This is a genomic window from Agromyces arachidis, from assembly GCF_052805135.1.
The window spans coordinates 141,165-154,010 of record NZ_JBRBDK010000006.1 but is presented as its reverse complement, the minus strand read 5'-3'; the positions used below and the strand labels follow the sequence as shown (position 1 = coordinate 154,010).

Here is a 12,846-nt window from a genome sequence, read left to right as displayed (position 1 = left end):
CGGGTTCAGAGGTGCCGGTAGCGGCCCGGCGAGAGCTCCCACGGGTCGCGACCGAGGTACTCGGCGACGGCGCGGAAGACGCAGCTCTCGACGAGGAGCCGCTCGTCCTTCTCCTCGCCCTCCTGCGTGCGGAGGAACCGGACGATCGGGAGCCGGAAGAACACGATGCGCCGCTCGTCCTGATGGACCCGCCAGCGGTCGACGTGGTCGTCGTGGATGGCCTCCGCGGGCGCGTCGGCGACCTGGAACGAGACGCCCTCGAGATCGGGCCAGAGGCCGCGGAGGTACGCGGCCGTCGAGGCGACCGTGACGTCGAACTCCTCGATGCGCGTGCGCAGCGGTTCGAGGTGCGGCCCCGTGACCGCGGAGCGCATGCCGCGGCCGTGCCGATCGCGCGCGAGGCGGCGCGCCGAGGCGGGGGTCGCGACACGGCGGGAGCGGGGCATGGAATCCACTGTACCGGCGCACCCGGTCGCTACGCTGGGGTGGTCATGAGACGTTGTTCGCGCACCGCATGCGCCGCCGAGGCGGTCGCGACGCTGACGTACGACTACGCCGATTCGATGGCGGTGCTCGGGCCGCTGGCGCTCACGCGCGAGCCGCATTCGTACGACCTGTGCGCGCGCCACGCCGAGCGCACGTCCGCGCCCAGGGGGTGGCAGATCATTCGGCACGTGACCCTCGGTGAGGTAGGGTTCACCGCATGAATCCCCCCCTCTCGACGGGCGCTCGAGCGCGCCTCGACGCCAGCGTGAAGGCCTACGACGTCCGCGGCATCGTGGGCGAGTCGCTCACCGACGACGTGGTCGAGGCGCTCGGCGCGGCGTTCGTCGACGAAGTCGGCGCGGCGGGCGGCCGGGTGGTCGTGGGGCACGACATGCGCGACTCGTCGCCGGCGTTCGCCGCCGCGTTCGCGCGAGGCGCGACCGCGCGCGGTGCCGACGTGGTGGCGATCGGCCTCTGCTCGACGGACCAGACCTACTTCGCGTCGGGCTCGCTCGACGCCCCCGCGGCGATGTTCACCGCCAGCCACAACCCCGCGGCCTACAACGGGATCAAGTTCTCGCGCGCCGGCGCGCAGGGCATCTCCCTCGACACCGGGCTCGCCGCGATCCGGGACCGCGCCGGCGACTACCTCGACGCGGGCGGCGTCGCAGCCGTCCCCGCGCCCGGCACCGTGCGGGAGGCCGACGTCCTCGCGGACTACGCCTCGCACCTCCGTTCGCTCGTCGACCTCGGCGGCATCCGCCCGCTGAAGGTCGTCGTCGACGCGGGCAACGGCATGGGCGGGCTCACCGTTCCGGCCGTGCTCGGCGAGGCGGCCGGCCTGCCCGCGCTGCCGCTCGAGATCGTGCCCCTGTACTTCGAGCTCGACGGCACGTTCCCCAACCACGAGGCGAACCCGCTCGACCCGGCGAACCTCGTCGACCTGCAGCGCGCGGTGGTCGAGCACGGCGCCGACCTCGGCCTCGCCTTCGACGGCGACGCCGACCGCTGCTTCGTCGTCGACGAGCGGGGCGAGGCGGTCGACCCGTCGGCGGTTGCCGCCATCGTCGCACTTCGCGAGATCGCCCGCGTGCGGGCGCTCGGCGAGGACGAGCCCACTGTCATCCACAACCTCATCACCTCGCGGTTCGTGCCCGAGGCGATCGAGGCCGCCGGCGCCATCGCCGTCCGCACCCGCGTGGGCCACTCGCTCATCAAGGACCGCATGGCGGAGACGGGCGCGGTGTTCGGCGGCGAGCACTCCGCGCACTACTACTTCCGCGACTTCTGGGGCGCCGACAACGGGATGCTCGCCGCCATGCACCTGCTCGCCGAGTTCGGCGCCCGGCCCGAGGGCACGCCGCTGTCGACGCTCGCCGCCCGCTTCACGCCGTACACGCTCTCGGGCGAGGTCAACTCGACGGTCGACGACGTGCCCGCGGCATACGCGCGCATCGTCGAGCGGTTCACCGGCCGAGCCGACTTCGACGAGCTCGACGGGCTCACGGCGACCGGCATCACGACCGAGGACCGGCCCTTCTGGTGGTTCAACGTGCGCCCGTCGAACACCGAGCCCCTCCTCCGCCTGAACGTCGAGGGCGAGGACGCCGCCACCATGACGGCGATCCGCGACGAGGTGCTCGCGCTGATCCGCGCCTGAGCCGGGCACGGGCGGCGCGCGGTCCGCGAGCCGTGCTGCGAGAATGGACGGCATGACGCTCGCCACCTCCACCGCGACATCCGCCCTGCCCTTCAAGGTCGCCGACCTCTCGCTCGCCGAGTCCGGCCGCCACCAGCTGCGCCTCGCCGAGAACGAGATGCCGGGCCTGATGGCGCTGCGCGAGGAGTTCGGCGACGCGAAGCCGCTGGCGGGCGCCCGCATCGCCGGCAGCCTGCACATGACCGTGCAGACCGCCGTGCTCATCGAGACCCTCACCGCCCTCGGCGCCCAGGTGCGCTGGGCCAGCTGCAACATCTTCTCCACGCAGGACGAGGCCGCGGCCGCGGTCGTCGTCGGCCCCGACGGAACCGTCGACGAGCCGTCCGGCGTACCGGTCTTCGCGTGGAAGGGCGAGACGCTCGAGGAGTACTGGTGGTGCACCGACCGCATCTTCGACTGGACGGCCGAGGCCGAGGCCGCCGGGGCCGACTGGATCGGCCCGAACCTGATCCTCGACGACGGCGGCGACGCCACGCTCCTCGTGCACCGCGGTCGTGAGTTCGAGCAGGCCGGATCGGTGCCCGAAGCGGGCGACGACGCCAGCGCCGAGTACCGCGTCGTGCTCGACACGCTCCGCCGCTCGCTCGGGCTCTCGTCCGACCGCTGGACGCGGATCGCGTCGGAGCTGCAGGGGGTCACCGAGGAGACCACCACCGGCGTGCACCGCCTCTACGAGCTCCACGCCGCGGGCGACCTGCTGTTCCCGGCGATCAACGTGAACGACTCGGTGACCAAGTCGAAGTTCGACAACAAGTACGGCATCCGCCACTCGCTGCCCGACGGCCTCAATCGCGCCACCGACGTGCTCATCGGCGGCAAGGTCGCCTTCGTCGCGGGATACGGCGACGTGGGGAAGGGTGCGGCCGAGGCGCTGCGCGGCCAGGGCGCGCGGGTGATCGTCTCGGAGATCGACCCGATCAACGCGCTGCAGGCGGCCATGGACGGCTACCAGGTGGCCCGCCTCGAGTCCGTCGCCGACCAGGTCGACCTCCTCGTCACCGGGACGGGCAACAAGGACGTGGTGCGCCTCGAGCACCTGCTGGCGCTGAAGCACCTCGCCGTCGTGGCGAACGTCGGCCACTTCGACAACGAGATCGACATGGCCGCGCTCGAATCGCTCGAGGGCGCCGAGAAGGTCGAGATCAAGCCGCAGGTGCACGAGTGGCGCCTCCCGAACGGCCGCAGCATCCTCGTGCTCTCCGAGGGCCGGCTGATGAACCTCGGCAACGCGACCGGCCACCCGTCGTTCGTGATGTCGAACTCCTTCGCGAACCAGGTGCTCGCCCAGATCGAGCTGTGGACGCGACGCGAGGCCTACCCGGTGGGCGTCTACGTGCTGCCCAAGCACCTCGACGAGAAGGTCGCGCGACTGCACCTCGACGCGCTCGGCGTCGAGCTGACCGTGCTCACCCCCGAGCAGGCCGCCTACATCGGCGTTCCCGTCGAGGGCCCCTACAAGGTCGACCACTACCGGTACTGACCCGCGCGCCGCGCCGACCGGGTCAGCGTTCGGGGAAGCCCACGGGGCGCGCCTCGAGCACCGGGCCGAGCGCGTCGATGCGCCGCTGCTCCAAGGCGAGCGCGGCCCGGTCGCGCTCGCGGCGGAGCGCCGCCACGCCGGCGAGGAAGAGCTCGGGGTCGCCCTGCGGGACCGGCCAGACGTGGGGCGCGACCTCGGCGGCGAGCGACTGCGCGACCCGCCGACGGCTCGCGGGGGCGAGGTGCGCGGCGTTCCGGAAGAACGCGGAGACCCGCCGGGCGAGGGGGTCCGGGAGCCGGGCCACGTCGGCGGTCGCCGCCCAGCCGACGAGGGACGCGGGGACGCCGAAGTCGAGCGGCTCGTAGCGCGGGACGCGCTCGACCTGGCCGTGCGTGCCCGCCAGGATGTCGCCGAGCCGCTTCGAGTCGGGGTTGAGGAAGCCGACGAGCACGGCGAGCCCGCCGAACGTGAGCCAGATCTCGAGCACGCCCGTGAGCGCCCGGATCAGGGCGTGGCGGAAGCCGATCGCCCCGCCGTCGTCGCGGACGACGCGGATGCCCATGGCGAGCTTGCCGAGCGATCGCCCGCGGGTGGCGGTCTCGACCGCGGTCGGGAGCACCACGAGCAGCGTCACGATCACGCCGACGCCGATCGCGCGTCCCGCCGCCTCGTCGGGTTCGAGCCCCGCGAGCGCCAGGAGCGCGGCGACGCCGAGCAGCACCGTGACGATCACGTCGATCGCGGCGCCGCCGGCGCGCATGACCGCGCTCGCGGGCCTGACGTCGAGGGCGACGGCCTCGCCCGTGAGCACCGACTCGTCGTCGGGGCGCACCTCCGTCCGGGCGCGGACGTGCTCTTCGGGCATGGCTAGTATTCAAGCAGATGGACCTCGACGCGCTCGCCTCATCCCGCCACGACGACTGGCAGCGGCTCGATGCACTCGCGCGTTCGCCGCGGCTCGACGGCGACCAGGCCGACGAGCTCATCGAGCGCTACCAGGCGGCCGCATCGGACCTGTCGCTCGTGCAGGCGACGGCCGGGTCGAGCGCACTCGGCGACCGGCTCTCCGTCGCGCTGGCCAGGGCGCGGCTGCGCTTCACCGGAGCCCCCGAGAACCCGCTCCGATCTCTGTCGCGCTTCGCGCTCGTGCACCTCCCGGCCGCCCTGTACCGGGTGCGTTGGCTCACGCTCGGCGTGGCCGTCGCGACCCTGGTCGTGGCGGGGCTCTACGCGGCCTGGGTCCTCTCGGACCCGCGCGTGCTCGCGGGCGTCGGCACCGAGGAGGAGCTGCGGCAGATCGCCGAGGAGGGCTTCGTCGCCTACTACTCGGAGAACCCGGCGGCCTCGTTCGCGGGGGCGGTGTGGACGAACAACGCGTGGATCGCCGCGCAGTGCGTCGCATTCGGCATCACGGGGGTGTGGGTCCCCTGGGTGATCCTCCAGAACGCCCAGAACCTGGGCATCACCGCGGCGGTGATGTTCGCGTACGACGAGGCCGACACCTTCTTCCTCTACATCGCGCCGCACGGCCTGCTCGAACTGACCTGCGTGTTCGTCGCCGCCGCCGCCGGGTTGCGGATCTTCTGGGCGTGGGTCGCGCCCGGCGCGCGCACCCGCGGTCAGGCGCTCGCGGAGGACGCCCGGGCGCTGTTCACGATCGCCGTCGGACTGGTGTTCTTCCTGCTCGTCGCCGGAATCGTGGAGGGCTTCGTGACGCCGGCGCCCTGGCCGTGGCCGGTCAAGATCGGCATCGGCGCACTCGCCCTCGCCTGGCTGCTCGCCTGGATGCTCGTGCTGGGGCGCCGGGCGGCACGTGCCGGCGAGACCGGCGACCTCTCCCGCTTCGACGCGGGGGCGCGGCGCGCGGTCGCGGGCTGAGTCCCGCTCCGGAGACGACGACGGCGGATGCCCCTCCCGGGACATCCGCCGTCGTGGCGACCGGACTCAGGCCGAGACCGCGACCTCGGGGTTCGCGGCGCCGGCGACCCGGACCGGACGCTCGAAGAGCACGCGGAACACGAGGCCGGCGAGCGCGGCGCCCGCGACCGGGGCGACGAACGACGCCCACAGCTGGGTGATCGCGTCGCCGCCGCCGAAGACCGCGGTCGCGAGCGAGCGCGCCGGGTTGAACGAGGCGTTCGAGACCGGGATGAAGGCCAGCGCGAGCGCCGTCAGCGTGAACCCGATCGCCACCGGGGCGAACCCGGCCGCGGCGCGCGCGGAGGTGGCGCCGAGGATGACGAGGACGAGCACCGCGGTCGCGAGGACCTCGGCGACGAGGAACGCGCCGAGGCCGAAGCCGGCCGGGGAGAGGGCGTCGAAGCCGGTCGAGACGCCCCGGAAGGCGGCCGCCAGGTCTGCGGTGGGGCCGTTGGCGAGGATCGCGGCGAGCGCGCCGGCAGCGAGGAGGCCGCCGACGCCCTGCGCGATCGCGTAGCCCGCGACGTCCTTCCACGCGAATCGGCCGGCGACCGCGAGCCCGACGCTCACCGCCGGGTTGAAGTGGCCGCCCGAGACCGGGCCGAAGGTGAAGGCCGCGGCGATCACCGACATGCCGAGCGCGATCGCCACGCCGAGGAGGCCGACGTTCATGCCGCCCTCGCCGCCGGCGAAGGCGGCGCTGTACAGGGCCGTGCCGATGAGCCCGAAGACGAGGATGAAGGTGCCGAGCGCCTCGGCGGCGAGCTTCTGGACGATGGTGGGCGATGCGGACGCGGACGCGTCGGACATGGCGGTTCCTTTCGACGAGGGGGAGGGGCGGGCGCCCGCCCCCCGCAGGCGCCGAACGAACCCTACCGGCGGTCGACGCCAACTCCCGATTCGCTGAGGATCCGTCGCGGACGACGGCGCGGGCGGCATCGACGTCAGGGGGATCGCCGTGGATCAGAGCCGACCGGCCGCCTTCAGCGCGAGGTAGTGGTCGGCGAGTGCGGACGGCAGCTCGTGGGGCGGCGCGGCGACCGTCGAGCCCCCGAGGCGCGACACCGCCGCGGCGACGCGCTCGGCGTCCAGGCGGCTGCGTTCGGCCGCGGCGGCGGCATAGACGTCGGAGAGTTCGCCGAGGCGGCCCGCCGCCCCGTCGAGCGCCGGGTCGGTGACCGACGCGACCACGACGCGGTGCCGGGCGGTCAGCTGCGGCAGCGCGGCCAGCAGCCCCCGGGCGCTGCCGGGGGAGTCGGCCGCCGTGAGCAGCACCACGAGGGCGCGCCGACTGGTGACCCGGCGAACCTGCGCGGGCAGCCCCGCCCAGTCCGCCTCCACGAGCTCGGCGTCGATACCGGCCATCGCGTCGACCATGCGCGCGAGCAGCTCGGGGCCGCTCGCGCCGTGCACGCGGCCGCGGAGGCGGCGGTCCCAGGCGAGGAAGTCGATGCGGTCCCCGGCGTGGCCCGCGAGCGCGGCGAGCAGGAGCGACGCCTCGAACGCCGTGTCGAGGCGCGGCTCGTCGGCGATCCGCGCCGCCGCCGTGCGCGACGTGTCGGCGACGATCACGATGCGCCGGTCCCGTTCCGGGCGCCACGTGCGGACCATGAGCCGCGTGGAACCGGGCTGCTCCGGATCGGAGCGCCGCGCGGTCGCACGCCAGTCGATCGAGCGCACGTCGTCGCCGCGGACGTACTCGCGCAGCGAGTCGAACTCGGTGCCCTGCCCGCGGATGAGCAGGGGCGTGCGGCCGTCGAGCTCGCGGAGCCGCGTCAGCCGCGAGGGCAGGTGCACGCGCGAGTGGAAGGGCGGCAGCACGCGGAGCCGGCCGGGCGCCGCGAGGGTCGCCTGCCTCGCCCAGAGCCGCAGGGGCCCGGAGGACCGGATCGTGACCGCCTCGGTCCGGCGGTCGCCCCGTCGCGTGGGCGTGAGGCGCTGCACGGTCCGCCGGCCCTCGCCCGGCGGAACGGCGACGACGGCCCGGTTGCGACCGGCCACGCCCGCGGACGGCGCCCAGCCGTCGCGCACGGTGGCCCGGAGCATCCGCTCGCCCAGGTTGCGCACGACGAGCGACGACTCCGCCGTCTCGCCGAGGCGGAGCCGGTTCGGCAGCTCGCGTGCGAGCGCGACGCGTCGCGGCGACGCGGCGAGCGAGAGGTCGAGCGCGCCGAGCCCGATGGCGAGCACGAGCCATCCGGCGAGCGCCGCCCACGCCGCACCGGCGTCGGTGCCGAGCAGCACGACGGGCACGGCGCCGAGGGCGACGAGCAGGGTGAACCGGCCGGTGACGGTCATGGCTAGAGCGGCACCTGGACCTGCTGCACGATGCCGCGCAGGACCTGGTCAACCGAGACGCCTTCGAGCTCGGCCTCCGGCCGCAGCTGCACGCGATGGCGCCACACCGGCAGCAGCATCGCCTGCACGTGGTCCGGCGTCACCTTCTCGAACCCGGTCAGCCACGCCCACGCCTTCGCCGCGGCGAGCAGCCCGGTCGCCGCACGCGGGCTCACGCCCAGCCGCATCGAGGGGCTGCGCCGCGTCGAGCGGGCGAGGTCGACCACGTAGGCGAGCACGTCGTCGTCGACGCCCACCCGGCCGGCGGCCGCGCGGGCCGCGGCGAGCTCCGCCGCGCCGAGCACGGGTTCGACTCCGGCGGCGGCGAGGTCGTGCGGGTCGAAGCCGTCGGCGTGGCGGCGGAGCACCGACACCTCGGCGTCGCGCTCGGGCACGTCGAGGACGAGCTTCATCAGGAACCGGTCGAGCTGCGCCTCGGGCAGCGCGTACGTGCCCTCGTACTCGATCGGGTTCTGCGTGGCGGCGACGAGGAACGGCGACGGCAGCGGCCGGGTCACGCCGTCGGCGGAGACCTGCCGCTCCTCCATCGCCTCGAGCAGCGCCGACTGCGTCTTCGGCGGCGTGCGGTTGATCTCGTCGGCCAGCAGCAGGTTGGTGAACACCGGCCCCTCGCGGAAGGCGAACTCCCCGGAGCGCGGGTCGTACGCGAGCGACCCGGTGATGTCGCCCGGCATGAGGTCCGGCGTGAACTGCACGCGACGCGTCTCGAGGCGGAGCGTGCGGCTCAGCGTGCGCACGAGCAGGGTCTTCGCCACGCCCGGCACGCCCTCCAGGAGGACGTGGCCGTCGGCGAGGAGGGCGATGATCAGTCCGGTCACGGCGCCGTCCTGTCCGACGACGGCCTTGCCGACCTCGGTCCGCACTCGGTCGAGGGCGGAGCGCAGGTGCGCGTCGTCGTGCTGCGGGTCGGTCATGGTCGCCTTCCTGTCGGTGCGGATGCGTCGGGGGAGTCGGGGCGGAGCGAACGGCGCACGAGCTGCTCGAGCTCGGCGAGGTCGCGGGCCAGTTCGACCAGCCTGCGGTCGCCGTCCGGCACGTCGTCCACGAGGGTGCGGCGCACGGATGCCGCGTCGCGCCCGGCCGCGTCGGCGACGCCCGCGACGACGGCGTCGACGTGCGCCGAGCGGGGCAGCCGCAGCAGGTCCTGCAGGCGGCGGATCGTGCCGATGCGGAGCTGGTCGAGTGCGCGCAGCCGGGCGGACGAGCGCGCGTAGAGCCGGGCCCGGCCCTCGCCGGTCTCGCCGGCCGGGACGTCGACGGGCAGGTCCTCGACGACGAGCGGGCCGAACCGGCGCCCGTGCTGGATGCCGGCCGCGACCACGACGAGGAGCGCGAGCACGAGCACCGGGCTCACCCAGCCCGGCATGAGCTCCTGCATGGTCGGGGCGGTCTCGGCGCTCGAGTCGGCCGGTCCGGGCAGGTACCACGCGACCGTGTCGCCGGCGCCGAGCAGACCGATCGCGAGGGCGGCGTTGCCCGCCTCGTCGACCGTCTCGTTGACGAACGGGGCGGTCGAGCCCACGAGGACGACCTCGGCGCCGTCGGGGGCGACGCCGGCGACGACCGCGAACGCGTCGCCGTCGGCGAAGCAGCCCGCGAAGCCCGAGGACGCCGCGTCGTCGTCGACGGTGAGCAGGGACTGCCCGTCGGAGAGGCCGCCGGCCCGCACGGCGGCCGGCACGTCGCAGGCGACGTCGTCGATCGCGCCGTCGGCGACCCCGGCCAGCCGCACCCCCGGTGCGAGGACCTCGAGCGCGGCGAAGTCGGGCGCGGCGACCACGAGCCGGTCGGCGGCCCGTGACAGGCTGACGAGCCCGTCGCGATCGAGGAAGCCCGGGTCGTCGTGCAGCAGCACCGTCGCCCCGCCGCGGGCGGCGCGCTCCGCCTCGGCGAGCGAGCGCACCGCGACGACCTCCACGCCCCGAGCGGCGAGCACCTGGACGAGCGCGCGCGAGCCGCCGGGGCTCGCATCGTCGCTGCCCATCGGCGCGCCGTCGGACCGCGCGAGCCCCTGGACGAACGCCAACAGGAGCGCGCCGAGCACGAGCGCGACGGCGAAGACGATCCAGGTGCGCCGTCGGCGCACCGACGCGCCGAGGCCCGGGGTGAGCGAGGGCGCGGCGACGTCGGGCGCCGTCGGCGCGCTCATGCGCCGCCGCCGGCGAGCGGAGCGGCGAGCTCGTCCGGCGACCCGGGCGCGGGCCGCGAGGCCGCGAGGTCGTCGTCGAGCGAGGCCACGCGCCGGTACTGCTCCTCCGACCCCGGCCGTCCCAGGTAGCGCACCGCGTCGAAGTCGGCCGCGGCCGCTTCGAGCCGGTCCCGGCGGTCCGGGAAGGGGGTCGCCGCCGCGGCGGCCATGCCGTGCGCCGTGGTGCCGGGATGCACTCGGACGAGTTCGCGCTCCACCAGTGAGCGCACCACGGCGCGGAAGCGCTCCTCGACGGCGAGGGTCCAGTCGCCGGATGCTTCGGCGGCGGATGCGGCCCGCCGGAGTGCGTCGGCGTCGCGGACGTCGCCGTCGTCGAACAGCGGCGTCGGCGCCGCGGCGCGGCGTCGCAGGCGGGGCAGCCCGAACACGAGCACTCCGACCGCGACGAGCAGTGCCACCGCGAGGGCGGCGATGAGCCAGAGCGCGGGCAGCGGGAGCCCGCCGGCGCCGTCGAAGAGGTTCGCGAACCAGTCGCGTACGGCCTGGGCGAAGAGGTCGAACGCGGTCGGCTCCGCGGCGCGGTACTCGGGTTTCGCGAGCTCGTCGAGGACCCACCGGCGCGCTTCCGGAGCGTCGGGGTCGAGCGGCGGGTCGAGCCGCAGGGGACCGGTCAGGACCACGTCGGGGCGGCGCCCGTCGTCGCGTGGCTCGGGTGCACCGTCGCATCCGGCACCGGGGCGTACGGGTCGGAGACCGGTGCGCCGGCGTCCCGGGCCTCGACGTGGCGCTCGAGCTCGAGGTCGAGGCCCTCGGTGCGCATGCGGAGGTCGATGTAGATGACCGCGATGAGCGCAGCCTGCACGACCGAGGTGATGGCGCCGATCAGGATCGAGAGCACGAGCGTGGCGACGGACGTCCCGACGGTGATCGCGAGGTAGGTGTCGCCGGATGCGGGGTCGAGGATGCTCGCGAGGACGGTCCCGATCAGCGAGACCGGCTGGACCACGACGTTCGAGGCGAAGCCCAGGATCAGGCCCACGAGCAGGATGAGGCCGAAGGTGCGCCAGAAGTGCCCGTCGGTGAGCCTCCACGACCGCCGGACGGCGCGACCGATCCCGGCCTGCTCGAGCACGATGACGCTCGGGACGAGGGCGAGCTTCGTGCCGATCCAGGCGCCGAGCACGAGCAGGCCGAGCGTCGCGACGAACGCGAACAGCCCGGCGGCCAGCGCGGCCTCGGGCGAGATGAACGCGGCGGCGACGACGCCGCCGACGAGCACGCCGAAGGCCAGGACGACCGCGGCGCCGACGAGCAGGGTCCAGCCGATGAGCGGTCCGATGCGCCGCGCCGCGCGGCGCCAGAGGCCTCCGAAGGAGAGCCGCTCGCCGAGCGTCCCGCTCGCGACCTCGACCACCATCACGCCCTGGAGGAAGGCGGCCGCGACGACCGACACGGCGATCGGGACGAGCGAGAGCAGGATCACCCAGCCGACCGCGCCGGACACGATCGCGTCGAGGTCGGCCGCGCTCGCCGTCTCGACGCGGCCGACGATCCACACGAAGAGCGGTGCGAACACGGCGACGGAGGCCAGCGCCGAGACCAGCTGCACCACCAGGCCCGTGCCGAACACGGCGGCGGGGTTGCGGCGGAGGGTGCGGAACGGCGCCCACAGCAGGGTGCCGAAGCCCATCGGGCGGAGGGGGAGCAGGCCGGGCTTCGGCGGCGGGGTCCATGCGGCCGGTCCGGGCTGCGCGACGTGACCGGGGAACGGCGGCGGGGCGCCGTGCGCGGCCGGCGGCGCCGGAGGCAGCGGCGGGGGCACCGGAGCAGGGCTCGAGGACGAGCCGGGGCCGTACGGGCCGCCCTGGGCGTCGTCGCCGCCCGCGGGCGGCTTCCAGTCGTGGTCGGGCACGGTTCCAGCGCTCCTTCTCCGGGGATGCCCCAATGCTGCCACAGCCGGGCGGCCCCGGCCGGGTGCGTCCCGTGTGGGACTACGCTGGATCGCACTGGTTTCCCGCCGGCCCGACGCCGGCAGCGACGGAGAGCAAGGATGACGCCACGCGTACTCGTCGTCGACGACGACACGGCCCTCGCCGAGATGATCGGCATCGTGCTGCGCACCGAGGGGTTCGAGCCCGCATTCTGCGCCGACGGGGCGGGAGCGCTCGCCGCGTTCCGCGAGACCCGGCCGGACCTCGTGCTGCTCGACCTGATGCTGCCCGGCATGGACGGCATCGAGGTGTGCGGTCGGATCCGCGCCGAGTCGGGGACCCCCATCATCATGCTCACCGCCAAGAGCGACACCGCGGATGTCGTGAAGGGGCTCGAGTCGGGCGCCGACGACTACATGGTCAAGCCGTTCAACCCGAAGGAGCTCGTCGCGCGCATCCGGACGCGGCTGCGTCCCACCCCGGAGTCGGTGGTCGAGACGATCTCGATCGGCGACCTCGTGATCGACGCGGCAGGGCACGAGGTGCGCCGGGGCGACCAGCGCATCAACCTCACGCCGCTGGAGTTCGACCTCCTGCTCACGCTCGCGTCGAAGCCGCAGCAGGTGTTCACGCGCGAGATGCTGCTCGAGCAGGTGTGGGGCTACCACTACAAGGCCGACACGCGCCTGGTGAACGTCCACGTGCAGCGACTGCGGGCGAAGGTCGAGCACGACCCCGACAACCCGCGCATCGTCATGACCGTGCGCGGCGTCGGGTACCGCGCCGGCGCGACCACCTGAGC

The 12,846-nt window shown here is 74.5% G+C and carries 13 protein-coding genes; 5 read left to right on the top strand and 8 right to left on the bottom strand.

Annotated features, from left to right (window positions below):
- Positions 1-5 precede the first annotated feature (5 nt).
- A complete protein-coding gene (locus ACUY4T_RS10200; RefSeq protein ID WP_446018820.1) occupies positions 6-446 on the bottom strand; it encodes a hypothetical protein in 441 nt (146 codons plus the stop codon).
- A 45-nt stretch (positions 447-491) separates the two neighbouring features.
- Between ACUY4T_RS10200 and ACUY4T_RS10195 the strand changes: the two genes are divergently transcribed.
- Genes ACUY4T_RS10195 through ahcY form a run of 3 tightly spaced genes read left to right on the top strand, consistent with a single transcriptional unit; the run spans position 492 to position 3,686 of the window.
- Positions 492-707, top strand: coding sequence for a DUF3499 family protein (locus tag ACUY4T_RS10195; RefSeq protein ID WP_445965276.1), 216 nt, complete (start codon positions 492-494; stop codon positions 705-707).
- The gene (locus ACUY4T_RS10190) at positions 704-2,146 is read left to right on the top strand and encodes a phosphomannomutase/phosphoglucomutase (protein WP_446018819.1); all 1,443 of its coding nucleotides are present in this window, start codon (positions 704-706) and stop codon (positions 2,144-2,146) included. Before ACUY4T_RS10195 ends, ACUY4T_RS10190 begins: the two co-directional genes overlap by 4 nt.
- Before the next feature lie 52 nt (positions 2,147-2,198).
- Positions 2,199-3,686, top strand: a complete 1,488-nt coding sequence (gene ahcY / locus ACUY4T_RS10185) for an adenosylhomocysteinase (protein WP_446018818.1) — start codon at positions 2,199-2,201, stop codon at positions 3,684-3,686.
- 22 nt (positions 3,687-3,708) lie between these two features.
- Here the strand turns inward: ahcY and ACUY4T_RS10180 are convergent, their stop codons facing one another.
- Positions 3,709-4,551, bottom strand: a complete 843-nt coding sequence (locus tag ACUY4T_RS10180; RefSeq protein ID WP_446018817.1) for an RDD family protein — start codon at positions 4,549-4,551, stop codon at positions 3,709-3,711.
- A gap of 17 nt (positions 4,552-4,568) precedes the next feature.
- On the opposite strand from ACUY4T_RS10180, the gene ACUY4T_RS10175 reads away from it, so the two are divergent.
- Complete coding sequence (locus ACUY4T_RS10175) at positions 4,569-5,564, top strand: stage II sporulation protein M (RefSeq protein ID WP_446018816.1); 996 nt, start codon at positions 4,569-4,571, stop codon at positions 5,562-5,564.
- A gap of 66 nt (positions 5,565-5,630) precedes the next feature.
- Here the strand turns inward: ACUY4T_RS10175 and ACUY4T_RS10170 are convergent, their stop codons facing one another.
- The 6 genes from ACUY4T_RS10170 to ACUY4T_RS10145 all read right to left on the bottom strand — a co-directional run bounded on the left by ACUY4T_RS10170 (position 5,631) and on the right by ACUY4T_RS10145 (position 12,025).
- Entirely contained in the window at positions 5,631-6,416 is a 786-nt protein-coding gene (locus tag ACUY4T_RS10170; protein WP_446018815.1) for an aquaporin, read from the bottom strand.
- A gap of 153 nt (positions 6,417-6,569) precedes the next feature.
- A complete protein-coding gene (locus ACUY4T_RS10165; protein WP_446018814.1) occupies positions 6,570-7,904 on the bottom strand; it encodes a DUF58 domain-containing protein in 1,335 nt (444 codons plus the stop codon).
- 2 nt (positions 7,905-7,906) lie between these two features.
- The gene (locus ACUY4T_RS10160) at positions 7,907-8,878 is read right to left on the bottom strand and encodes an AAA family ATPase (RefSeq protein ID WP_446018813.1); all 972 of its coding nucleotides are present in this window, start codon (positions 8,876-8,878) and stop codon (positions 7,907-7,909) included.
- A complete protein-coding gene (locus ACUY4T_RS10155; RefSeq protein WP_446018812.1) occupies positions 8,875-10,113 on the bottom strand; it encodes a DUF4350 domain-containing protein in 1,239 nt (412 codons plus the stop codon). Before ACUY4T_RS10155 ends, ACUY4T_RS10160 begins: the two co-directional genes overlap by 4 nt.
- Entirely contained in the window at positions 10,110-10,793 is a 684-nt protein-coding gene (locus tag ACUY4T_RS10150; RefSeq protein ID WP_446018811.1) for a DUF4129 domain-containing protein, read from the bottom strand. The genes ACUY4T_RS10155 and ACUY4T_RS10150 overlap by 4 nt, the downstream gene beginning before the upstream one ends.
- Positions 10,784-12,025 (bottom strand): DUF7847 domain-containing protein, encoded by a 1,242-nt coding sequence (locus tag ACUY4T_RS10145; protein ID WP_446018810.1) that lies wholly within the window; start codon positions 12,023-12,025, stop codon positions 10,784-10,786. The genes ACUY4T_RS10150 and ACUY4T_RS10145 overlap by 10 nt, the downstream gene beginning before the upstream one ends.
- A 138-nt stretch (positions 12,026-12,163) precedes the next feature.
- Between ACUY4T_RS10145 and mtrA the strand changes: the two genes are divergently transcribed.
- The gene (gene mtrA, locus ACUY4T_RS10140) at positions 12,164-12,844 is read left to right on the top strand and encodes an MtrAB system response regulator MtrA (protein WP_446018809.1); all 681 of its coding nucleotides are present in this window, start codon (positions 12,164-12,166) and stop codon (positions 12,842-12,844) included.
- Positions 12,845-12,846 lie beyond the last annotated feature (2 nt).